23 protein-coding genes are annotated in these 22,803 nt (G+C 64.2%); 10 read left to right on the forward strand and 13 right to left on the reverse strand.

Going from position 1 to position 22,803, the window contains the following annotated elements; all coding sequences use genetic code 11:
• Nucleotides 1–136: 136 nt before the first annotated feature.
• Genes F0185_RS20360 through F0185_RS20375 form a run of 4 tightly spaced genes read left to right on the forward strand, consistent with a single transcriptional unit; the run spans nt 137 to nt 4,425 of the window.
• The gene (locus F0185_RS20360) at nt 137–1,063 is read left to right on the forward strand and encodes an alpha/beta fold hydrolase (protein ID WP_167227516.1); all 927 of its coding nucleotides are present in this window, start codon (nt 137–139) and stop codon (nt 1,061–1,063) included.
• The gene (gene ldcA / locus F0185_RS20365; protein ID WP_167227518.1) at nt 1,060–1,977 is read left to right on the forward strand and encodes a muramoyltetrapeptide carboxypeptidase; all 918 of its coding nucleotides are present in this window, start codon (nt 1,060–1,062) and stop codon (nt 1,975–1,977) included. Before F0185_RS20360 ends, ldcA begins: the two co-directional genes overlap by 4 nt.
• Nucleotides 1,970–3,247, forward strand: a complete 1,278-nt coding sequence (locus F0185_RS20370; protein WP_167227520.1) for an NAD(P)/FAD-dependent oxidoreductase — start codon at nt 1,970–1,972, stop codon at nt 3,245–3,247. The genes ldcA and F0185_RS20370 overlap by 8 nt, the downstream gene beginning before the upstream one ends.
• A complete protein-coding gene (locus F0185_RS20375; protein WP_167227522.1) occupies nt 3,244–4,425 on the forward strand; it encodes a DUF418 domain-containing protein in 1,182 nt (393 codons plus the stop codon). The genes F0185_RS20370 and F0185_RS20375 overlap by 4 nt, the downstream gene beginning before the upstream one ends.
• Nucleotides 4,426–4,438: 13 nt before the next feature.
• Here F0185_RS20375 and F0185_RS20380 read toward each other — a convergent pair whose 3' ends face one another.
• Nucleotides 4,439–4,810, reverse strand: a complete 372-nt coding sequence (locus F0185_RS20380) for a nuclear transport factor 2 family protein (RefSeq protein WP_167227524.1) — start codon at nt 4,808–4,810, stop codon at nt 4,439–4,441.
• A gap of 74 nt (nt 4,811–4,884) precedes the next feature.
• Entirely contained in the window at nt 4,885–5,412 is a 528-nt protein-coding gene (locus tag F0185_RS20385; RefSeq protein ID WP_167227526.1) for a porin family protein, read from the reverse strand.
• Between the two features lie 232 nt (nt 5,413–5,644).
• Between F0185_RS20385 and F0185_RS20390 the strand changes: the two genes are divergently transcribed.
• Together F0185_RS20390 and F0185_RS20395 are read left to right on the forward strand one after the other, a co-directional pair.
• Nucleotides 5,645–6,232 (forward strand): RNA ligase 1 family protein, encoded by a 588-nt coding sequence (locus tag F0185_RS20390; protein ID WP_167227528.1) that lies wholly within the window; start codon nt 5,645–5,647, stop codon nt 6,230–6,232.
• 305 nt (nt 6,233–6,537) lie between these two features.
• Entirely contained in the window at nt 6,538–7,293 is a 756-nt protein-coding gene (locus tag F0185_RS20395) for a PEP-CTERM sorting domain-containing protein (protein WP_167227530.1), read from the forward strand.
• Between the two features lie 222 nt (nt 7,294–7,515).
• Here the strand turns inward: F0185_RS20395 and F0185_RS20400 are convergent, their stop codons facing one another.
• On the reverse strand, nt 7,516–7,869 hold the full coding sequence (locus F0185_RS20400) for a hypothetical protein (RefSeq protein ID WP_167227532.1): 354 nt from the start codon (nt 7,867–7,869) through the stop codon (nt 7,516–7,518).
• A 285-nt stretch (nt 7,870–8,154) separates the two neighbouring features.
• Here F0185_RS20400 and F0185_RS20405 point away from each other — a divergent pair, with 285 nt between their 5' ends.
• The 4 genes from F0185_RS20405 to nadC all read left to right on the forward strand — a co-directional run bounded on the left by F0185_RS20405 (nt 8,155) and on the right by nadC (nt 12,527).
• The gene (locus F0185_RS20405; protein ID WP_167227534.1) at nt 8,155–8,544 is read left to right on the forward strand and encodes a hypothetical protein; all 390 of its coding nucleotides are present in this window, start codon (nt 8,155–8,157) and stop codon (nt 8,542–8,544) included.
• 266 nt (nt 8,545–8,810) lie between these two features.
• Nucleotides 8,811–10,409 (forward strand): ABC-F family ATPase, encoded by a 1,599-nt coding sequence (locus tag F0185_RS20410; RefSeq protein ID WP_167227536.1) that lies wholly within the window; start codon nt 8,811–8,813, stop codon nt 10,407–10,409.
• Between the two features lie 121 nt (nt 10,410–10,530).
• On the forward strand, nt 10,531–11,664 hold the full coding sequence (gene nadA / locus F0185_RS20415; RefSeq protein WP_167227538.1) for a quinolinate synthase NadA: 1,134 nt from the start codon (nt 10,531–10,533) through the stop codon (nt 11,662–11,664).
• Nucleotides 11,661–12,527 (forward strand): carboxylating nicotinate-nucleotide diphosphorylase, encoded by an 867-nt coding sequence (gene nadC, locus F0185_RS20420; RefSeq protein WP_167227540.1) that lies wholly within the window; start codon nt 11,661–11,663, stop codon nt 12,525–12,527. The genes nadA and nadC overlap by 4 nt, the downstream gene beginning before the upstream one ends.
• Here the strand turns inward: nadC and F0185_RS20425 are convergent.
• The 10 genes from F0185_RS20425 to F0185_RS20470 all read right to left on the reverse strand — a co-directional run bounded on the left by F0185_RS20425 (nt 12,517) and on the right by F0185_RS20470 (nt 22,766).
• Nucleotides 12,517–13,041 carry a lipocalin family protein gene (locus F0185_RS20425; RefSeq protein WP_167227542.1) on the reverse strand — a complete coding sequence of 175 codons (525 nt, stop codon included), beginning with the start codon at nt 13,039–13,041 and terminating at the stop codon, nt 12,517–12,519. The two genes, nadC and F0185_RS20425, sit on opposite strands and share 11 nt — an antisense overlap.
• Before the next feature lie 71 nt (nt 13,042–13,112).
• Complete coding sequence (locus F0185_RS20430; RefSeq protein WP_167227544.1) at nt 13,113–13,469, reverse strand: DUF3325 domain-containing protein; 357 nt, start codon at nt 13,467–13,469, stop codon at nt 13,113–13,115.
• Nucleotides 13,466–15,079, reverse strand: coding sequence for a PepSY-associated TM helix domain-containing protein (locus tag F0185_RS20435; protein ID WP_167227546.1), 1,614 nt, complete (start codon nt 15,077–15,079; stop codon nt 13,466–13,468). The genes F0185_RS20430 and F0185_RS20435 overlap by 4 nt, the downstream gene beginning before the upstream one ends.
• Nucleotides 15,076–15,381 (reverse strand): DUF3649 domain-containing protein, encoded by a 306-nt coding sequence (locus F0185_RS20440; RefSeq protein ID WP_167227548.1) that lies wholly within the window; start codon nt 15,379–15,381, stop codon nt 15,076–15,078. The genes F0185_RS20435 and F0185_RS20440 overlap by 4 nt, the downstream gene beginning before the upstream one ends.
• Before the next feature lies 1 nt (nt 15,382).
• On the reverse strand, nt 15,383–16,111 hold the full coding sequence (locus tag F0185_RS20445; RefSeq protein ID WP_167227550.1) for a DUF4198 domain-containing protein: 729 nt from the start codon (nt 16,109–16,111) through the stop codon (nt 15,383–15,385).
• 18 nt (nt 16,112–16,129) lie between these two features.
• Nucleotides 16,130–18,310 carry a TonB-dependent siderophore receptor gene (locus tag F0185_RS20450; protein WP_167227552.1) on the reverse strand — a complete coding sequence of 727 codons (2,181 nt, stop codon included), beginning with the start codon at nt 18,308–18,310 and terminating at the stop codon, nt 16,130–16,132.
• A 17-nt stretch (nt 18,311–18,327) separates the two neighbouring features.
• A complete protein-coding gene (locus F0185_RS20455) occupies nt 18,328–20,523 on the reverse strand; it encodes a TonB-dependent siderophore receptor (protein WP_223164542.1) in 2,196 nt (731 codons plus the stop codon).
• 111 nt (nt 20,524–20,634) lie between these two features.
• Nucleotides 20,635–21,459: an NAD-dependent protein deacetylase gene (locus F0185_RS20460; protein ID WP_167227554.1), complete on the reverse strand. Its 825-nt coding sequence runs from the start codon at nt 21,457–21,459 to the stop codon at nt 20,635–20,637.
• Complete coding sequence (locus F0185_RS20465) at nt 21,449–21,850, reverse strand: PPC domain-containing DNA-binding protein (protein ID WP_166893379.1); 402 nt, start codon at nt 21,848–21,850, stop codon at nt 21,449–21,451. The genes F0185_RS20460 and F0185_RS20465 overlap by 11 nt, the downstream gene beginning before the upstream one ends.
• A gap of 10 nt (nt 21,851–21,860) precedes the next feature.
• A complete protein-coding gene (locus tag F0185_RS20470; RefSeq protein ID WP_167227556.1) occupies nt 21,861–22,766 on the reverse strand; it encodes a DMT family transporter in 906 nt (301 codons plus the stop codon).
• Between the last annotated feature and the right edge of the window lie 37 nt (nt 22,767–22,803).

The following is a 22,803-nucleotide window of genomic DNA, read 5'->3' on the forward strand; positions in this document are numbered from 1 at the left end:
GCATTCCCACACGCATGGTATGCCAGCCACCCCGCAAAGATGGTATGCTCAATCGCGTCCATGCACGTAGTCTTGTTCCGCCGCATGCATGGCGCGTGTCACGCGACTTAACCAACCACTCGCCTTCAGCCTGAGCATGCCTATTCTTACCGCCAACGGGATCCGGATCGCCTACGAAACAGCAGGCGACCCCAAGGACACGCCGTTGCTGCTGATCATGGGCTTGGGCATGCAACTGACCGCCTGGCCCGACGATTTCGTCGACGGCCTGGTCGACCTCGGCTTTCACGTCATCCGCTTCGATAACCGCGACAGCGGCTTGTCCACCAAATTCGAGCATGCCGGCACACCGAGCCTGTCGCTGGCCTGGCTCAAGCGCTTGCTGCGCTGGCCCCAGCGCAGCGCCTACACCTTGTCCGACATGGCCGCCGACGCGCTCGGCGTGCTCAACGCCCTCGGTATCGCGCGCGCCCACGTGGTCGGCGCCTCCATGGGCGGCATGATCGCGCAAATCCTCGCGGCCCGCCATCCCGAGCGCGTCATCAGCCTCACGTCCATCATGTCCGACAGCGGACGCCGCGGCTTGCCCGGCCCGCGCAAAGAAGCGCGCGCGCTGCTGATGCGTCCACCGCGCAATACGCGCGACCTTGACAGCCTGGTCAGCCACATGGTGCACACCATGCGCGTCATCGGCAGCCCCGCCTATCCCACCCCAGAACGCCTGCTGCGCGAGCGCATCGCGCACGCCATCAGGCGCAACCTGTGTCCCGGCGGGCTGGCGCGCCAGCTGATCGCCATCGTGGCAACGGGCGACCGCAGCGAACTGCTCACGTCGATCCGCGTGCGCACGCTGGTCATCCACGGCGCGGCCGACCCGCTGGTGCCGCTGGCCTGCGGCGAAGACACGGCGCGCCTGGTGCCCGGCGCGCGCCTGCACGTCATCGAGGGCATGGGCCACGACCTGCCGCCGCAACTGATCGAACGGCTGCTCGCCTTGATCGATGAGCACGCGCACGGTAAGATAAGCCCCGACTCCACAGCGCGGCTTTTCGAAAAACAGTGAACATCCCCCCCATCGGCATCGGCATCGTCGCCCCGAGCGGCTTTGGCCGCGACAATGCCGTCATCGAACGCGGCATCGCCTCCCTCATCGCGCAGGGCCACACCGTCCACAATTACTTCGAGGCCGACAAGGTATTCCAGCGCTTCGGCGGCACCGACGAGGCGCGCCTGGCGCAGCTCAACGCCGCCGCCAGCGACCCGCGGGTGCAGGTGGTCATGGCGCTGCGCGGCCAGTACGGCCTCACGCGCCTGCTGCCGCGCATCGATTTCGCGCGCATGGCCGACAGCGGCAAGATCTTTGTCGGCTACAGCGACTTCACCGTCTTCCATATGGGCCTGATGGCGCAAACCGGCGCGCAAAGCTATGCCGGGCCGATGTTCTACAGCGACTTCGGGACCGCCGAACCGGTGGCGTTCACGCAGCACGACTTCTGGCGCTGCCTGCAAGGCCCGCGCCATGTCGTGCGCGCCTGCGTGAGCGGCAATCCGCAGCTCGAAGTCGAAGGCACGATCTGGGGCGGCAACCTGGCCATGCTTATCTCGCTGCTGGGCACCGAGTGGTTCGCGCGCATCGACGACGGCATCGTTTTCGTCGAAGACATCAACGAGCATCCTTACCGGATCGAGCGCATGCTGCTGCAACTGCTGCAGTCCGGCGTGCTGGCGCGCCAGAAGGCGCTGGTGCTGGGCGATTTTTCGGGCTACCGCCTCTCGCCGGCCGACAATGGCTACGACTTTGACGCCATGCTGGCCTACCTGCGCGCCAACCTGCCGATTCCCGTGCTCACCGGCCTGCAATTCGGGCATACGCCGCAGCGCGTGACGATTCCGTTCGGCGCGCGCGCGCAGCTGGTTTCCGACGCCGCCGGCTTCACGCTGACCATGAGCGACTATCCGACCATCGCGCATGCCTGAGGACCTGGCGGCGCACGACTACTACCGGGCCACGTCGCCCGGCCAGGCGTATCCCGCGCTGGCCGGCCCGCATGATGCGGCGGTATGCATCATCGGCGCCGGCTTTGCGGGCCTGGCGACCGCCATCGGCCTGATGGAGCGCGGCGTGCGCGATATCGTGCTGCTCGACGCCCAGCGCGTTGGCCACGGCGCCTCCGGACGCAACGGCGGCTTTGTCTTCGGCGGTTTTTCGCTCGGCGAGCGCGGCATCATCGCCAAGGTCGGCGTCGATGCCGCGCGCGGCCTGTACCAGATGACGCTCGACGCGGTCGATCGCATCCGCCGCCGCGTCGACGACTACGCCATCGACTGCGACGCCCGCCATGAAGGCGTGTACCTGGCCAACTGGTTCGACGATGCGCGCCTGCTCGACGAGCAGCAGCGCTTCATGATGGAGAAGATGGGCGTTCAATGGCAGCGCGTCTCGCGCGCGCAGTTGGCCGAAAAACTCGATTCGACGCGCTATTTCGGCGGCTTGTTCGAGCCGGCCGCGTTTCATTTCCATCCCCTCAAGTATGCGCAGGGGCTGGCCCGCGTGCTGGCGCAAAACGGGGTGCGCGTGCATGAACACAGCAAGGCCGCCAGCATCGCCGCCGACGGCGAGGGCTGGCTCGTCACCACGGCCGCCGGCAGCGTGCGCGCGCGCGACGTGGTCGTGTGCTGCGGCGGTTACATCGAAAAACTGCATCCGCGCCTGGCGCGCGCGGCGCTGCCGATCGCCACCTACGTGATGGTGACCGAGCCGCTGGGCGAGCGCCTGCAAACGGCAATGCGCACCGGCGCGGCCGTCTACGACACCCGTTTCGCCTTCGATTACTACCGCCCATTGCCCGACACGCGCCTGCTGTGGGGCGGGCGCATCGCGGTGCGCGAGCGCGGCGGCGCAGACGTCGCGCGCCTGCTGCAGCAGGATATGCTCAAGGTCTACCCGCAACTGGCCGGCGTGCGCGTGACGCATGCGTGGAGCGGCATGATGAGCTATGCGCGCCACCAGATGCCGCAGATCGGGCGCCTGCCCGATGGCCTGTGGTACGGCATGGGCTTCGGTGGCCATGGCGTGGCGCCGACCACCCTGGCCGGCGAGGTGCTCGCCGCCGCCATCGCCGGCGACGGCGCTCCGCTGGCGCGCTTTGCCGCGTGGGGCCTGCCGACGGCCGGCGGCCGCGCCGGCCTGGCCGCCGCCCAGATGACCTACTGGTACTACGAACTGCGCGACTGGATGCGCCAATGAAGGCAGTGCGCTCGGTGCGCATCGATACGCTGCGCGGGATCGCCGTCTTCGGCATCATGCTGGTGAACGTGTGGGGCTTCGCGATCGGGAATAACTTCTCGCGTTACGGCGTCATCGGCGAGCATGCGCCGCTGCTCGACCAGTTGGTGGTGTTCGTGGTGGCCGCGTTTGCGGAGCAGAAGTTCTATCCGATCTTTGCATTCCTGTTCGGCGCGGGCTTCGCGCTGCAGACGGGAGGACGGCATTTTCCGGGGCCGCGGCTCGATCGCATCAAGACCACCTATCGCCGGCGCGTCACCTGGTTGCTCGGGTGCGGCGTGCTGCATGGCTCCTTTCTGTGGTTCGGCGATATTCTCACCGTGTACGCGATCTGCGGCTTCTGGCTCCTCACGCAGGCCGGCCGCAGGCTGTCGGGCGTGGTCGACTCGCTGCGCCGGATGGCCGTGCTCAATGTCGCGGTACTGGTCTTCATGGCCTACCTGACGTACCAGCTGATGACCATGCCGCCCGAAGCGGTTACCTGGGGCGTGGACGAAATCGCGCGCACGCACGCGGTGTACAGCGAGGGAACGCTGGCCGCGATCGCGCGCGAGCGGCTGTCCGACTTCTGGGGCAACCTGACGAATTCGCTGTTCTTCCTGCCCAAGGTGGCGCTGCTGATCCTCATGGGCGTGGTCAGCGTGCGCCTGGGCTGGCTCACGCGGCCCGGGCGCCATCGCGCGGTGTGGGGCAGGGTGCTGCTGGCCGCGCTGTGGGTGGGCGTGCCGGTGAACCTGTGGTGGGGTTGGGCCGCGCTGCGCGACGCCATCGATCCGCACGCGGCCGGGCCGATGGCGGCATTTGTCTCGTTTCTCGTCGAAGTGGCCGGACCCTTCATGGCGGCCGGCTACGTGGCCCTGGTGATGCGCGCGCCGGAACCGGTGCTGGCGGCCCTGGCGCGCTGGCTGGCGCCGGTCGGGCGCATGGCGCTGACCAATTACCTGGCGCAGTCCGTGCTGTTCGGCCTTCTGCTGCAAGGGACCGGGCTGCGCCTCGGCGCGCTGCTGTCGCATGCGGGACTGCTCGGCGTGTGCCTGCTGCTGATGGTGGTGCAGGCCCTGTTCAGCCGCTGGTGGATGCGCCGCCACACACAGGGGCCGATGGAGGCGGTGTGGCGCCGCTTCGCCGCGCGCGGCTGAACCGCGTGGCCGCTCAGGCGATGCTCATGTGGCCCGCGAGGATTTGCCACTGACCGTCATCGGCCTGGCGCCACGTGCGTGTGCAGCGCAGGTCGAGGTTGAACTGCGACTCGCCGAAACTGCCAACCAGGTTCATGCGCGCCGAGATCACGCCCACCGGGCCGTGCGCCGCGACAATGCGCTCGCCCGCTTCGATCGCGCGGAACTTCAGCAGGCCGGAGCGGTGCATGTCGAGGTCTTGCTGCTTGCCGATGACCTGGCCCATGTGCGTGGTAAACAGCAAGTCCGGCGCAATCAGGCGGTCGAGCGCGTCGACGTCGGCGCCGAGCATGGCGAGCCGCAATTGTTCTTCCAAACCGATAATGTGCTCTTGTGCTTCGTTCATTGCACTCCCTTATGGGGACCTCGAAAACTGCGTCGCGCAGTAGCTTGTCGAGGTCCCCTTATGTATTGACCGGTTTAGAACTGATAGCGGAATCCGGTCGAGATGACCGTTACCTTGGTTTTGGTCAGGCGCATCGCTTCGGCGTTCATCGACCAGTGCGGATTGAAATTAAAACGCACGCCGCCGCTAATGCTCGGATCGGTTTCGTTATAATCGTTCTTGCCGACCGCGACCGCATGCATCTTGGTGCGGCCGATGCCGGCGCGGCCGGTCAGGTCGAAGCGTTCGCTCAAAGGAAAGGCGCCCGTGACAGCGATGCCGTAATGCTCTTCCGGGTGGGCAGGCTCGTCGCGGCGGAAGCCATAGCCGATCTCGACGAAACTGAGCGAATTGCGGAATAGCTCGACGCCGATGTGCTTGTTGATCTGGTAGCCGGTGCGCAGGCCGATCGACAAATCGTCGCGTTCAAACCGGTCATTCGACGAGGATGCCTGGCCGAGTTGAACGCCGGCGTAGACGCCAGGTCCGTTTTCCACCGCTGATGCCGGCATGGAGACGCCGCCCGCCAGTGCGACAAGTGCGCTGCTTAATATGATTCGCATAGAATATTCCGAATAAGTTGGTGCGATAGCCTGACGCGTAATTGTGCTATTGCTGCGCGAAATTATAGCCGGAACAATGATAAAAGTGTCAATCCTTCTGTCTATGCAACAAAATGATGTAAATATAGTGCGTTTCTTGCGCCTTAATCGGATCGGTATATGCATAAACACAGCTATCCGATCCATTAACCAAGGCAGGCGCGAGCCGATTATCGCGCCAGAATAGGACCGTATGAAGAAAATCGTCTCTCTGTTTCAACGTAACTACGATGGCGACCGCCAAGTGCGCGACGAGGTCGTTCCGGCCGCCGCGTGGGTCGCCGCTGGCGAAGGCATGGCGACCCGCAAGTGGGATGGCATGGCAGTCATGGTCGCCGAGGGCCTTGTCTACAAACGCTACGACGCCAAGGCCGGACGCACGCCGCCAGCCGACTTCATGCCGGCCCAACCGGCGGCCGACGACGCCACCGGTCACTGGCCGGGCTGGGTGCCTGCGGTGGGGCCGGATTCGGCGCGCATCAACGAGGGTATTGCATGGGGCATGCGCGAATTGTTTGGCGGCGGGGCGGTGCCTGACGGAACATATGAAGTCTGCGGCCCGAAAATCGGCACCCGCCATGGCGCTAATCCGGAACGGCTGACGGAGCATATCCTCGTTCCGCACGGCAAAGATGAGTTGCCGGACTGCCCGCGCAACTTCGCGGCCCTGCGCGAGTACCTGAGCGAGCATCTTATCGAAGGCATCGTCTGGCACCACCCGGATGGGCGGATGGCAAAAATCAAGGCGAGCGATTTCGGTATCAAGCGCGCGCCGGATTGATCCGTATGTCAGCCGGCAAGCGTCACCTTCACCATAGGCGCTGATAGAATCGCGCCTCATGGACCCCAGGTACTGCTTGTCGCTAACCGTAAGCCATTCCTCTCTGTCGAACACAACGCTGCAGCGCTACATCGGTGTTTAACATTTTTCCGCCAACGCGGTTCGGCGCGATACCAAAATTTCCGTCTCCATCAGCGCTCGGCACCATGCCAGCGTCAGTGGATGAGAAACTTACAAATGATGCGTTGACGGAATTTGTTTTGAATAGTCTAATGACAAGCTTGTTAACTAACAAACGAGATCAGGTGAAATTTTACATTGCGGCATTTACTTTAGGTTTGCTGGCAGCGTCTAATGCCAGTGCCGAGATGGTCACTTTCGACTACACCGCTAAAATCGATGGAGCGCTGCATTTCACGAACCATGGCACCTATGTGGATTCGTTGCAATCAATCTCGTTCAATAACACGACGATTGAGGTCGGTTACACAATGCGCGGCTCTTTCACGATCGACCTGGACACGCCCGCATCCCTCCACCTTCCTTACCAGAGCCCGAATTCGGTTTATACCGAATACGCTAATTCGACCAATGGCGCTACCAGGAACCTCGCCACGATCAAGGTTGATCAGTCCGGGTATGGCTTTACTGCGAAACCTCAGGCAGGCGGCATGAGTATTGAAATTACCGATGGCGCAGTCGGCCGTGCCGATTCTTTTGTGTTCAATAACTACAATTTGGACCCGAATACTGGCAGAAGCGAATCGTTGACATTCGCTCTTTGGCAGGCCAACGGTAGTCTGCTCACGAGCACGCGCTTGCCATCTTCACTTGATCTGAGTCGTGCGGACATGGCGACCCTCGTGTACAGCTACCGCGGGCCCAATTCCACCGACGTGTTTCGCACAAATGCGGTCCTCACGTCGCTATCGGTACGCACGGCGTCGCCGGTTCCTGAGCCATCAAGCTATGCCATGATGCTCCTCGGCGTGTTCATGATCTGCGCAGTCAACCTCCACAAAACGAAATCCAACAGCCGCGTTCAAGCGATTGCGGGCTAGTATGTCTGATCATCTCAAGCAAGTCCGGAAGCATTTTTAGCGCGATGCTATCGCTCATCTGCTCGTTGCCATCTTCAAGGTGATCAGCGCGATACTGCCGCCATTTGATAGCGACAAGTTCGATCCAGTGGTGGGCGGATGGCAAAAATCAAGGCGAGCGACTTCGGCATCAAGCGAGCCCCGTCCGCGCCGGCTTGACGGTTTCAGCCCTTCAAAGTCACCTCAGCCCGCCGGCACGCGCAGGGCGCCGACCGCATCGAGCGTGACGGTCGCCTTGTATTGCGTATCGCCAAGCTTGAATGACAGCCTGGACTGGGGTGGGTCGCTTGTCTTCATCAGTTGCGTCGACGCCATGTCTGCATCGAAGCTGGTTCTCATCCATTGCGCGAGATGGCGCGGTGTGAACTTGGCCGCTGCTTGCAAAATCTGCCCAATGGAACGGGCATGCGCAGGATTACCGCGTTCAAGCCGCGCCAGGGCGCCAGGTTCGTCAAGATTGACAGTGCCGGAAGCCATCGCGGGTAAGGACATGACGATGGCAAGGGATGAAAATAGGAACGCAAATAATGTCGGCATGACGCATTCTCCTCCGCGTTGAGTCATAAGGCCGTCTGATCTGTTTTTGACAGCCATTTCACGCCCGGGTTCGACCGAATGCAGGAAAATTTCCCCGACCTCTGCTTGCTGGGCGGGGCGCGATGCGGTGACGATAAAACTTACAAATCAAGCGTTGACGACGTTTGACATGAAGTAGTTCAATGGCAACATTGCGATGATGCTGGCCTACACCAAGCGGACAGTCGGCCGCCGTTAGCACCCAAAACCGCGCATGTTCAAACACAACGCCAGATCGGTAAATACATGGTCATTTCAAGCACGGCAAAGAAAATCATCCTCCTGGTGTTATGGATCGTTCTGCTCATTGGAATTTTCAAAGTGCTGGGCGCGATATTGTCGCCTTTTAACGGCGACAAATTCGATCCGACAATATGGAAAGCGCCGATGACCGATTACGATCTGTCCAATTGCATGCGGGGTGGCATGGCTGACGATATCGTCAATAAGGTCATCAGGGTTGGCATGCAGCGCGAACGGGTGCTTGAACTTCTCGGCAAGGCGCCTGACGGCCACGACAACAAAGACCAATACCCGCTCGGCTATTGCAGCGGTATCGGGGCTGACGTGGATTATCTCGTTCTCTATTATGATGCGGCGGGCAAGCTCATCGAAATCGACATACATCAATACTAGCGATCAATACTGGCGCCACCGAGGAGGGGCGCTGGCCAGGCAGGCGCGTGGCCAGGCAAGCGCCGGTGGCGTCGCCATCGCGCCCGACGCGCAGCCCTGTCCAGCGCAAAGTCGGCGGCGTGTTTTCCTCGTGGTCAAGCGGGTCGGCGACGACTGTGCCCTCCGGCCGCGTTTTTCGCTCCTGCCGGCAGTGGCGGGCGGCGCATATTGTATAATGGCCGATTCGCGCCCAGCGCCTGTTTCCATTCGCAAGAGACCCATCACGCATGTTATCCACAGCAAATATCACCATGCAGTTCGGCGCCAAGCCGCTGTTTGAGAACATCTCCGTCAAATTCGGTGACGGCAACCGTTACGGCCTGATCGGCGCGAACGGCTGCGGCAAGTCGACCTTCATGAAGATCCTCGGTGGCGACCTCGAGCCATCGGGCGGCAACGTCATGCTCGACACCAACGAGCGCCTCGGCAAATTGCGCCAGGACCAGTTCGCGTTTGAAGACATGCGCGTGCTCGACGTGGTGATGATGGGCCACACCGAGCTGTGGAACGCCATCTCCGAGCGCGACGCCATCTACGCCAACCCGGAAGCGACCGACGACGACTACATGCACGCGGCCGAGCTCGAAAGCAAGGTTGCCGAATACGACGGCTACTCGGCCGAAGCGCGCGCCGGCGAACTGCTGCTCGGCGCCGGCGTCTCGATCGACCAGCACCAGGGGCCGATGAGCGCCGTGGCCCCGGGCTGGAAACTGCGCGTGCTGCTGGCGCAGGCCCTGTTCTCGAATCCCGACATCCTGCTGCTCGACGAGCCGACCAACAATCTGGACATCAACACGATTCGCTGGCTCGAAGACGTGCTCAACGACCGCAATTCGACCATGGTCATCATTTCCCACGATCGCCACTTCCTGAACCAGGTGTGCACGCACGTGGCCGACATGGATTACGGCACCTTGAAGGTGTATCCGGGCAATTACGACGAGTACATGTTCGCCTCGACCCAGGCGCGCAACCAGCAACTGGCCAACAACGCCAAGGCCAAGGAAAAAGTCGCCGAGTTGCAAGACTTCGTGCGCCGCTTCGCCGCCAACAAGTCCAAGGCGCGCCAGGCCACATCGCGCGCCAAGCAGATCGACAAGATCAAGGTCGACGACATCAAACCGTCGTCGCGCGCCTATCCCTTCGTGCGCTTTGAAGCCGAGAAGAAATTGCACCGCCTGGCGGTGGAAGTCGAAGGCATTTCCAAGAAGTACGACCGTCAGCTGTTCAAGAATTTCAGCATCATGGTTGAAGCCGGCGAGCGCATCGCCATCATCGGCGCCAACGGCGCCGGCAAAACCACCTTGCTGCGCTCGATCGGCGCCGAGTTGACCGGTTTGCAGCCGGACACCGGCAGGGTCAAGTGGGCCGAGAACGCCAACGTCGGCTACATGCCGCAAGATCCGACCGAAGAATTCGCCACCGACGCCGTCCTCACCGACTGGATCGGCCAGTGGACCAAGGAAGGCGACGACGACCAGGCCGTGCGCTCGATCCTCGGCCGCCTGCTGTTCGGCGGCGACGATGTGAAGAAATCGGTACGCGTGCTGTCCGGCGGTGAAAAAGGCCGCATGATGTACGGCAAGCTGATGCTCGGCCGCCACAACGTCATGCTGCTCGACGAGCCGACCAACCACATGGACATGGAATCGATCGAGTCGCTTAACATTGCGCTCGAAAAATACACCGGCACCCTGATTTTCGTCTCGCACGACCGCGAATTCGTCTCGTCGCTGGCCAACCGCATCCTCGAAATCAAGGAAAACGAAATCGTCGACTACCGCGGCAACTACGAAGATTACCTGACCAGCCAGGGCATCGACTAAGAGTGAAAGCGGGGCCCTGGCGCCCCGTTGATCCTGTGTGGCGCAGCGGGCACCCAGGTGCCCGCGCGTCATTCGGCGGGTACTCCCTGCAACGAATCTTCTCTTGTGAGATAGTACCGATATGAATATTCTCCCTATCAAATCCATTGAATACGAGCATCCCCAAGCCGGCCTGAGCTGCACCGCGCAAGCCTGGGCACGCGCCCCGGCCACGCCGTCCGCCGCCGAAAAAGCCGCACTCAAGGAGCGCATCAAGCGCCTGCTGAAAGAGCGCGAAGCGGTGCTCGTCGCCCACTATTACGTCGATGGCGACTTGCAAGACCTGGCCGAGGAAACCGGCGGCTGCGTCTCCGATTCGCTCGAAATGGCGCGCTTCGGCCGCGATCATCCGGCAAAGACGCTGGTCGTCGCCGGCGTGCGCTTCATGGGCGAGACCGCCAAGATCCTCAGCCCCGAAAAACGCATCCTGATGCCCGACCTGGACGCCACCTGTTCGCTCGACCTGGGTTGCCCGGCCGACGAATTCTCGGCCTTTTGCGACGCCCATCCCGACCGCACGGTGGTGGTGTACGCCAACACCAGCGCCGCCGTCAAGGCCCGCGCCGACTGGATGGTGACCTCGTCCATCGGCCTGGACATCGTGGCCCACCTGCACGGGCAGGGCAAGAAAATCCTGTGGGCGCCGGACAAGCACCTCGGTTCCTACATTCAAAAGCAAACCGGCGCCGACATGCTGCTGTGGCAGGGTTCCTGTCTGGTGCACGATGAATTCAAGGGCATCGAACTCGAGCTGCTCAAGGCCGAGCATCCCGAGGCGCGCGTGCTGGTCCATCCCGAATCGCCCGCCAATGTCGTGGCTTTGGCCGATGTGGTCGGCTCCACGACGCAGCTGATCAATGCCGCGCAAACGATGGACGCCACCACCTTCATCGTTGCCACCGATAACGGCATCCTGCACAAGATGCGCGCCGCCGCACCGGGCAAGCATTTCATCGAAGCACCAACGGCCGGCAACAGCGCCACCTGCAAGAGCTGCGCGCATTGCCCCTGGATGGCCATGAACGGTCTGCAAAACCTGGCCGATGTGCTGGAAAGCGGCAGCAACGAAATCCATGTCGACCCGCAAGTGGGCAAGGAAGCCGTGCGCGCCATCGACCGCATGCTCGACTTCGCCGCAGCGAAAAAAGCCAAAGCCTTGCCGACCAGCCCGTTGGCCAATGAAGCAACCCTGTTTTCCGGAGTAGGCCCAGCATGAGTAATTTACGAAATCCCTACGCCGTCTTTGATGCGGCGCTGCAAACCGCGTTCGAATCGAACCTGCTGGCCGCCTTGCTGGAAGACGTCGGCAGCGGCGACCTGACCGGCAAACTGGTGCCGGACGACACCCGCGTGCGCGCCCGCGTCATCGTGCGCGAAGAAGCCGTGCTCTGCGGCGGCCCGTGGTTCGAAGGCGTGATGCTGGCCCTCGATCCGAGTATCGATGTTGACTGGCAATATGCCGAAGGCGACCTGATGAACGCCGGCAGCGTGGTCTGCACCATCGAAGCGCCGCCGCGCGCCTTGCTGACGGCCGAGCGCGCCGCGCTGAACTTCATGCAATTGCTGTCGGGCGTGGCGACCGTGACGCGCAGTTATGTCGAGGTCGTCGAAGGCACCAAGGCCGCCATCCTCGATACGCGCAAAACCCTGCCGGGCTTGCGCCAGGCGCAAAAATACGCGGTGCGGGTCGGCGGCGGCAAGAACCAGCGCATGGCGCTCTATGATGGCATCCTGATCAAGGAAAACCATATCGCGGCCGCCGGCGGCGTGAGCAAGGCGCTGGCCGCCGCCCAGGCGTTGGATGCTGGCGTATCGATTCAAATTGAAGTGGAAACCCTGGCCCAATTGGGCGAAGCGCTGGACGCCGGCGCCACCTCGGTCCTGCTCGATAATTTCGAATTGGCGACAATGCGCCACGCGGTCGAACTCAATGCCGGCCGCGCGCTGCTGGAAGCGTCTGGTGGTGTGAATATGGACAGTGTGCGGGCGATTGCCGAAACCGGCGTCGATCGTATTTCCATCGGCAGCCTGACCAAAGACATCAAGGCCACCGATTTCTCGCTGCGGATTATTGACTGACTGCGGACTGATCGACGTAGATCAGTTTCGAGGTATCGAAACCGAGCGCCTGGGCTTGACCGACCAGGCGCTTTTTTGTTGCCTCATCCATTGTGGGGGTGCGTGACAACAGCCAGAAATACGATTTGTCCGGGCCGCTGATCATCGAATAGCCGTAATTGTCGCGTTCCAGGTCGAACACGATATAGGAACCGTAAAAGGGACCGAAGAACGACACCTTCAGGTAGCCGACGTCCGGTTTCTCGACAAAATACGCCTTGCCTTCGGACTGCTTCCATTCCTTCTTCTCGGCGTTATAGCCACGATTGATCACCTTGATGCCGCCGTCATCGCGCATGCTGTAATCGGCCGTGACCCGGCTCAATCCGCGCTCGAAGGAATGATCGAGTCGCGCGATTTCGTACCACTTACCGAGATATTTGGCCGAATCGAAATTGGCCACCGGTTCGATTCCCTGCGGCTTGGAAACGCAACCGGCGAGCAGGAACGCCATCACCACAAACAATGTTTTCATCATGAACTCCGCACGTTAAGAATGTCGGGTTCGATTGTAGCCCAGGGGGTGCCAAGCGCCTTGCGCGCTTGCTAAACGAGCCCGCCCAGCAAGAACGCGATCATCCCGATAGCGCCGGCCGCCTGCGCCAGCCGCGCCACCCGCTGCGGCGCGTAGGTCAGCAGCATCATCAGCGCAAGCGCCGCCGTCGTCATCCCGCCCAGCCATGTCAAGGTGCCGTGCCCGGCGCCACCCTTGAGCACCGCGGCGGCAAACGCCAGCGCCAGCGCACTCGCGCCGGCAGCCTGCAAGCGCCGCCGCAACGCCGGCGGCGCTTCCTGCCCGCGACCGTGCATGTCGGCGTAGTGCCGCTGCATCGCCACGCTCAGCGCACCGAAGCCGGCATGACAGAGCGCGAACACCGCCACCATAGACAATACGCCGCTCATGATGCCACCTCGAGCGCTGCGTTGACCGCCGCTGTTTTTGCTTCCTTGACCCCGCCGCGCCCAAGTCGCAGCGCGCCGTAACCGAGCAGCAGGCCCAGTGCCAGCACCGTGATATCGAACCACGCCACGGCGCTCGGGCCGTCGACCAGGGTCACGCCAAGGTGCGACGAGGTCGTCAACACATTGAGCAGCGGGATCGCGCCGAACAGCAGCGCCCCGGCGGCCAGCTGCAAGCGCCACATTGCGCGATCCGGCTTGATCTGCGCCAGCAGCGCGGCGGCGCCCCAGGCCGCGAAGAAGGCGGCGATTTCGTTCTCCGGCCGTTTATCCATCCCGACCGGCAGCAGGCGATTGGCCCAGAAGTAGCAGGCCATCGCAATCGGCAAACCGGCAATCGCGCCGATATTCAACGCCTCCACCAGGCGCGTTCCAAAACCGATGCGCGCACCGGCCTTGAGCGCCTTGGCCTGCGTCTGGCGACTCTTGACCGCCCACAGGATGGCGCCGGTCGCCACCATCGCATACCCGGCCAGGCCGGAAATGAAGAACAGCGCGCGCAGCAGCGGCTCCGCAAAGCGCGCCACGTGCAGGCCGTACATCACGCCGTGCGTCGCCGCCGGCGGCGCCAGCTGCTCGCCCGCGCTGGCCAGCCTGGCGCCAGTGACCCCGTCGAACTGCATCGCCGGCTGCTTGTACGACAGATCGCGCCCGCCCGCGCGCGTGATCGACACGCTGGCGTTGGCGTGGTTCGGATGATTGACCGTGATCTGCCCGGCGTGGCCGCCGCCGCCCCAATGGGCCTCGGCCTGCTCCAGCATCGGCCGCAGCGGCGCCAGCGCGGCCGCCTCGCCCGGCGTCTTGGCCGGCTTGCCCGCGCTCGGAAATACTTCTTCGGTAAATTTGTCGCGGTCGCCCTTGTACGCCACCTGGGCGGCGCCCGGCATGTACATGAACATCAGGGTCACCAGGCCGGTGTAGGTGATCATCAGGTGGAACGGCAGCGCCAGCACCGCCGTGGCGTTGTGCGCGTCCAGCCAGGAGCGCTGGCCCTTGTTCGGCCGGAAGGTGAAAAAGTCCTTGAAGATGCGCTTGTGCGTGATCACGCCGCTGATGATCGACACCAGCATGAACATCGCGCAAAAGCCCACGATCCAGCGCGCCCACAGGGGTGACATGTAGTGCAGGTCGAAGTGCAGGCGGTACAGGAACTCGCCGCCACGCGTGGCGCGCGGTTCGGCCAGCGTGGCGCCGCTGACCGGATCGATCAGGGCCGACTTGAGGCGCTGGCGCTTGCGCGGCGCGCCCTCGGGCGGTGGCGGCGCGGTCCATGCGATGCGCACGGCCCCGTTGCGCGCGGTCGGCAGGTTGATGAACCAGCGCGGCGCGTCCGCTGCGCGTTCCTGCAGCGCCTTGACGGCCATCGCGGCGGCGTCGGCGCTGCTGGCCTTGTTGGCGGCCACCCCGTGCAGTTCCGGTTCCATCCACAAGGTGACTTCTTCCTGGTAGTAGCTGGCGGTGCCGCCGGCGAAGATCACCAGCAGGACCCAGCACGTCAACAGGCCGGACCAGGTGTGCAGCCAGGCCATCGACTGGCGAAGATTTTCTTTCATGGGACGTTCCGGTACAGAAGATAGACAATGGCGGCCATGCCGGCCGCCGGCAGCAGCAGGCCAAGCCAGGCGCGCGCAGCGCTGCGGGCGGCGAACACCCAGATCACGGCGCCGGTGTAGATGGCGAACGAGGCCAGGGTGGCGGCGATGACGGCGTCGGCGCGTCCGGTACCGATCACGCGCGGCAGCAGCAGCGCAAGCAGGGCGCTGGCCGCCGCCGCCAGCAGATAGCCGCCGAGGATGGCGGCGAGCGCGCGCGAGCCGACGCCGAGCCGGTAAGCGAGAGGGGCGGACAGGCGCATGTTACGGCGTATTGACGTTCGGTTTGGCCGCCGCCGGCGCGGCGATGGCGGCGGCGCCCACTGTCTGCACCATGCTCATGGTGGTGACGTAGGTGGCCACGTCGTACGGTTTGCCGTCGCGCTGGCCGGCGGTTTTGTCGGTGTGGTGCGCTTCAAGCACGTAGGTGCCTTTCCACGGCATGGCGAAGTTGACCATGCCTTGCTCGTCGCTTTGCGCTTCCTTGGCCCACCCAGATTGCGCCACCGCGCCGACCTTGGTCTTGGCCAGCGGCTTGCCCTGGTAGCTCAGTTGGAACTGGCCCGCCTTGCCGGTCGGGACGATGTCGAGCGTCAGGCGCGCCTGCTGCGCGGCGCTGCCGTTGACCAGGCGCGCGGCCGGGGTCCAGATCGAGCGCACGACCGTGTCGCCGGTTTTCTTTTCAAAGGCCGGGTAGTTCGCTTCTTCGGCGATGATGCTCTGGCCAAGGGCTGCGCGGGCCGACAGCACGAAGGCGCCGGCGGTCTTGTCGAGTTTCAGTGTGCGGTCGGCGCCGGCGCCGACCAGGGTGGCGCTTGGGGCGACGAATTTGTCGAGCAGGCCGGGCGAGGCTTCGCGCAGGTTGTCGCCGAATTCACCAAAATAGACGGAGGCGGTCTTGCCATCCTGTTCGATCCAGATCTGGTGCGCGTTGGCGCTGGCAAAAGCGCCGCACAGCAAGGTGGCGAGGAGGGAGCGTGCGAGCTTGTTCATGGTTTGTCCTTGTTGTGATTAGTATTGATAACGCAGGTTGGCCGATACCGAACGCGGCTCGCCGTAATAGCCGCCGTTGTAGAACCCCACCTTGCGGTAGTAGGTTTTGTCGAGCAGGTTATTGATATTCACGCCGGCCGAGAGCTGGCGCGTGATCTGGTAGCGGCCCATCAGGTTGAGCAGCGTGTACGCCGCCTGGCTGGTGCGCACCTTGCCGGCCGGGCTGGTGGCCGTTACATAGATCTCGCTCTGCCAGTTCACGCCGCCGCCGATCGTCACATCGCGCCATTCGCCCGGCAGGCGCCAGGTGCTGGTCAGGCGCACCATGTCGCGCGGCTGGATCGTGTTGACCAGGACATTCTTGGCGTTGCGCGAGGTGCTGCGCGTGACGCCGGCCGCGAGCTGCCAGCCCGTCAACGGCGAGCCCGATACCTCTGCTTCGATACCACGGCTTTTGGTGCCCTTGCCGGTCGAAACGTACGGACGGCTGCCGTCCGCCAGGAACACACCCTGCGGCACCGAGCTGTCTTCCTCGCCCAGGTTGTCCTGCTTCGCTTCGAACACGGCGACGGCGGCGTTCAGGCGGCCGCCGAAAAATTCGGCCTTCACGCCAGCTTCCACGTTGCTGCCGGTGACCGGGTCGAGGAAGTTGTTGTCCTTGTCCTTGTAGTTCTGCGGCTTGAACAAGTCGCTGTAGCTGGCGTACAGCGAGGTGTTCGGGGCCAGGTCGAACACCACGCCGGCGTACGGCGTGAGCACGTCCTTCGATGCGTAGCGCCCGGTGGCGTTAACAAATCCGCCGCTGGTGTTGAAGTTGTCGGTACGGGTCTTCCAGGTGCTCAGGCGCGCGCCGGCGATCACCTGCAACGGATCGGCCAGGCGCAGGCGCGCCGCCAGGTAGGCGCCCGACTGCTCCGTCACCGCTGCGCTGCTCGCGCCGGTGCGCCAGCTTGTCGGTTGCGGCACCTTGCCGGTCCAGTTGCGGAAGTCAGGAATCGCCAGCGAAAACGGCAACGGATCTTCGGTGGCGACCGCAGGGCTCACGCCCCCGCGGCGCCAGCCGTTCCAGCCAGCGACCAGTTCGTGCTTGCGGCCGAACAGGGTAAAGCCGCCGCTGGCGTACAGGTCCAGGTTATCCTGCGTTTCTTCATATGGAAAAGCGCCTATCCACGCGCTCAGGCCGCTGCCGTCGCGGTTCGGGTAGCCGCTGCCGCCGTAGAACAGGGCGCCGTCGGAAGTCGAATCGAGCCGGTTGTACGAGACTTTCACCTTCCAGTCGTCGTTGATGCGGTGTGCGAGGTTGGCGTACAGATTGCGGTAGGTGCGTTCCCAGCTGCTCCACTCGGCCGCCACGTTGAAGGAGCGCGGCAGCCTGGCTGGCGTGCCGTCGCTGAAGAAGATCGGGGTGGTGCCCCAGGTCGTGCCTTTCGGGGTGTTGTGCTGGTAGTCGGCGCCGACGGTCAAGAGGCTGTCGCGGCCCAGGTCGGCCTCGACCAGCACGCCGGCGACGATTTTGCGCTCCTTGTACAGGTCCAGGTGCGAATGGCGGTTCTGCACCACGCCAATCAAGCTTGCGCGCACCGTTCCTGCTTCATTCAAAGGCGCCGATATGTCGGCCTGCACGCGCCGCATGTCCCACGAGCCCACGTTGACCGAGGCCGAGCCGCTTAATTGGCGCGTCGGGCGCTTGTGCACCATGTTGATGGTGGCCGACGGATCTCCCGCGCCGGTGACCAGCCCCGTCGCGCCGCGCACCACCTCGATGCGGTCGTACAGCGCGGTGTCGAACAGGGCGCTGTTGCCCGAGCTGTAGTTGGCGGCCACGCCGTCGACCTGGAAGTTACTGATCGAAAAACCGCGCGACGAGAAGCCGGTGCGCTCGGTGTCGTTCTCCTGCACGGTGATGCCGGGTGTTTGCACCAGCACGTCGGCGATGCTGGTCAGGTTCATGTCGTCCATGCGCTGGCGCGTGATGACGGTGACCGACTGCGGCGTTTCGCGCAGCGACAAGTTAAAACGCGTGGCGGTGCTGGCGGCGCGCGCGCCGTACGAGGTGCCGTCATCCTTGTCGCCACGGATTTCGACGACGCTGACGGGAGCGTCATCAAGCGCTGCTTCGGGAGCTGCGGCGTGGGCCGCGCCGGCGATGGACAGCAGGAGCGCCGAGCGGACGGCCAGCGCGAGGGGATGTAAAGTCATGTTCATGTCAAAGAAGCTTAAAAAGTGTAGCGGGCGGTCAGGGCGACGGCGCGGCGTTGGCCGTAGAAGCAGTCGCCGCGCGCCAGGCAGGTCGAAATCTGGACTTTGTCGCCCAGGTTGGTGACGTTGAGCGCCACCCGCAGCGGTCCGCTGCTGTAGGCGAGCATGGCGTCGAGCAGGGTGATGTCGGGCACCTCGTGCTGGTTCATCCCGTCGGTGGAGGCGCCCAGGTAGCGCGCTCCGGCGCCTGCGCTGAATCCTTCCTGGCCGGCGATAGCGAAGCGGTGGGTCAGCCAGGTCGCGGCATTATGCTTGGGTATGCCGTTCAGGCGTTTGCCCAGGTCGACCCCGTTGCTGCGCGAGACGGTGGCGTCGGTGTAGGCATAGCCGGCCGTCCAGTCCCAGTGGCGCCCCAGGCTGCCCGCGCTTTCCAGTTCCAGCCCGCGCACCTGTACTTCGCCGACCTGGATGCTGTTGAGGGGATTGGCCGGATCGCGCGTCTGGCGGTTGGTGTCGCGCAGGTCGTACACGGCCAGGGTGGTCATCAGGTTGCGGCCCGGAGGCTGCCATTTCAGGCCGGCTTCCCACTGTTTGCCGCGCTGCGGACGGAACGACTTGCCGTAGGCGTCGACGCCGCCGACCGGCTGGAACGATTCTGCGTAATTGAGGTAGGGCGACCAGCCGCCGTCGGCCACATACAGCAGGCCGGCGCGCTTGGTGTTGGCGCTGTCGTCGGCGCGCTCGGAGGGACGCCCCGTCACGTCGGTGCTGACGCTATCGTGGCGCCATCCGAGCACCGTCACCCAGCGCGGGCCGAACTTGATCTGGTCCTGCACATACACGCCCTTCTGGCGCAGCGTGGTGGCGGGCGACTGCACCAGTGCGGCCGGCGCGGTGTAGTTGCCGTACACCGGCGCATACAGGTCCAGCGGTGCGGCCACGCCGTCGCCGCGCGCCAGGCGCGTTTCGATGCGCTGCATGTCGGCGCCGACCAGGATTGTGTGCTTGAACACGCCGGTGTCGACGGATGCTTCGACCTGGGTATCGATCAACAGCGTATCGAGTTTGTTGAGCTGCTGTACCAGGTCGCGGTTGATGGTGCGCTGGTCGGCATTGAATACGGGACTGCCCGGACGTCCGGTCTCGGGCACGGCGGTAAAGCTGGTGTAGGCGGTGCGGTAGTCGACTTCACTGCGGCTCTTGCGTGCGGTCTGGCGCAGGCTGACGGTGTCGTTGAAGCGGTGGCTAAACAGGTAGGCCAGCGAGTTCTGTTTGGTGTCATAAGCGTCCCAGCCTGGTTCGCCGACGAAGGTCGAGGTCGGAATTTGTCCGTATTTCGATGGCAGCAGCGTGCCTTGCCACGGGAAAAATCCGATCAGCGACCCGCTCTTGTCTTCCTGGTGCAGGGCCAGCACGGTGAGCGAGGTGTTTGCGTCCGGCGCCCAAGTGAGCGAAGGCGCCAGCACGGTGCGGTCGTCGTCCACATGGTCGACCTGGGCGCCGCTGTTGCGGCCCACCGCCACCACGCGCGCCATCCAATGGCCGTCGCGGTCGAGCACCTGGTTAACGTCGAGCGATACCTGCTTGCGGCTGTGGCTGCCGATCTGCAGCTGGACTTCGCGCTGCGAGTTGGCCAGCGGACGCTTGGAAACAAGATTGACCACGCCGCCGATGCCACCCTGGCCGTACAGGACCGAGGCGGGTCCGCGCAGCACTTCCACCCGCTCGAGGGTGTAGGGATCGGCGCGGGTGGTGTTGTAGCTGCCGAAGTCGAATTGCACGCCGTCCTGCAGCATGGCCGGGTCGCCGCCGCGCGAGGTCACCGCGTCGGCACGGCTGTCGAAATAGCTCGACAGCAGGCCGGCGCTGTAATTGAAGGTCTGGCGCAGCGTCAGCGCGCCTTGTTCTTCGAAGCGCTCGCGCGGGATGACGGTGATCGCCTGCGGCGTTTCGATCAGCGCGGTGTCGGTCTTGGTGCCGGCGCCGCTGCGGCGGGCGACGTAGCCGTTGTCTTCCTTCTTGCCGTCGACCGTGATGACCGGCATGGCCACGGCTGCGGCGGCATCGTCGGCGACGTCGCTGGCGAACGCCAGCGAGCCGGGAGCGGCCAATGCGGCGAACATCAGGGCCGAGCGGACCGCTGCGACCAGCGGAAGGGGATTACAGTGCGCGGCGCCGGCGTACGCCGGGCCGACAGGTGCGTTGTGCGCCATGGAGCCATCCTTGAGAAGAGTGCAATGGCTGGCTGAACGATCCGGTGGCTGGCTGTTGAATGAGAATTATTCTCAATTATAGCGGTTTGATTCCATTCAGGCAATGGTGCTTTATGCTAAACGGCTGAACAAGATGGGCAAGGTCATTTCTGCGCCGGCTTCGATTTTGAGCGACATCAACTCGTCGGCGCGGGTTTTACCAAGGTTGACGGCGGCAATCGGCTTGCCGGTCTCGAACGCCATGCGACAGAATCGAAAGCCCGAATAGACCACCAGCGAGGAACCGATGACCAGCAGGGCGTCGGCGTCCGTCATCCGTTCGAGCGCATCGCGCGTCACGTCGGCGGGCACGCCGTCGCCGAAAAATACCACGTCGGGTTTGAGCGTACCGCCGCAATGCACGCAGTGAGGCAGGTGGAATTCGGCCAGCGCATCGGGTTCGAGGTGGGCGTCGCCGTCCGGCGCGGGCGTGGCCACGGCCCCGGCCAGCGCCGGATTGGCCTCGACCAGCTGCTCCTGCACAAAGCTGCGCGAAAAACCGGCGTGGCAGTCCAGGCACACCACCTTGTGGATGTTGCCGTGTAGTTCAAGGACATCGGCGCTGCCGGCGCGCTGGTGCAGGCCGTCGACGTTCTGGGTCATCAAAGCGCCCAGCCGTCCGGCCGCTTGCAAGCCCGCCAGCGCGACGTGGCCGGCGTTCGGCGCGGCGGCGGACAAGGCCGGATAGCCGACCATGCTGCGCGCCCAGTAGCGCTTGCGCACCGCCTCCATCTTGCGGAATTCCGGCCCCTGGACCGGCGTTTTACCGCGCCGCACGCCATCGCGGTCGCGGTAGTCGGGAATGCCCGAGGCGGTGCTCATGCCGGCGCCGCTCAAGACCAGGATGCGCCGGTGGCGCTCCACAAATGCCACCAGCGCGTCGCCGTCAGCAGTCATGCGAATGCACCACCAGTTCATCGAAGCCGGATGCGGCGTCGGGCGCGCGCGCAAAGCGGTGGCCGGGCAGCAGGGCGATCAGGATTTCGGCCGTGGTGCGGATGGTGCAGCCGGCCAGCACGTGGCCGCCCAGCACGCGCCCGGCGGCATCGGCCAGCGCCATGTGCAGGTGCGGGCCGTCCGGCGAGAGCGAGCCGGCCAGGGTGAGGATTTCGATGTCGCCTTGCAGATCTGTCGCCTCAAGCGCCCCGGCCAGGCGCAGGCGCGCGCCGCGCAGGCTGCCGATGCCCTGCAAGACGAAGCCGGCCTGCGCGCCTTGTTCGGCCAGCACGCCGGCCAGGGCCGCGCGCAAGTCCTGCCCCGGCGTGAGTCTGAGAGGAAGTGTCTTCATGAACCTGATTCTACCCGGCCTTGCGGCGCGACGAGAACACGATCCCGCCCACGATCAGCGCAAACGCGACACCGTGGTACAGGTGCGGCAGTTCGCCCAGGAAGGCCGACGACATCATGGCCGCGAACAGCGGGGTCAGGTTGGTGAAGAAGGCGCCCACGCTCGGTCCGGCGCGCTGCACGCCCGCGCCCCAGCAGCGGAAGGCGATGATGGCCGGGCCGATGGCGACATACATCAGGGCCGCGCAAACGGTCCAGCTCCAGTGGATGGCTACTGCGCCGCCGGCCCATTCGACGCCGGCGAACAGGCCCGACCACATGACGCCGTAGATGACCTGGGCCAGCAGAAAGGCGGCCCAGTCGGCGCGCACGGCGGGCGGATCTTTTTGCTGCGTCAGCAGCCAGCTGTAGAAGGACCAGGCGATGGTCGCCAGGATCATGTACAGGTCGCCGGCGACGAGGCGCATGGCGGCCAGCTGGTTCCAGTCGCCCCGGCACAGCACCACCAGCACGCCGACGATCGACATGGCCGCGCCGATGACTTGCTGGCGCCCGACCTTGACGCCGAAGAACAGTGCGCCGATGGCCAGCATCCAGACCGGCATGCCGGCGGCGACCAGGGTGACATTGATCGGGGTGGAGCTTTGCAGGGCCAGGTACTGGAGCGAGTTATACAGGCCGATGCCGAGCAGGCCGAGGAGGGCGAAGCGGCGCCAGTTGCCGCGCAGGGCATCGCTGGCGAACAGGCGACGGCCCAGCGGCAGCAGGATCAGCATGGCGATCGACCAGCGCAGCAGGTTGAGCGTCATCGGCGGCACCGCCTCGCGCACCAGGCGCCCGACGATGGCGTTGCCTGCCCACAGAAGCGGGGGCAGGGTCAGCAAACCGATGGTGGAGGGGGACAGTTTTTGGTTCATGAGCTACCGTCGTTCCCGCGCAGGCGGGAACCCAAGT

Source organism: Massilia rubra (genome assembly GCF_011682065.1).
Classification (GTDB): domain Bacteria; phylum Pseudomonadota; class Gammaproteobacteria; order Burkholderiales; family Burkholderiaceae_D; genus Telluria_A; species Telluria_A rubra.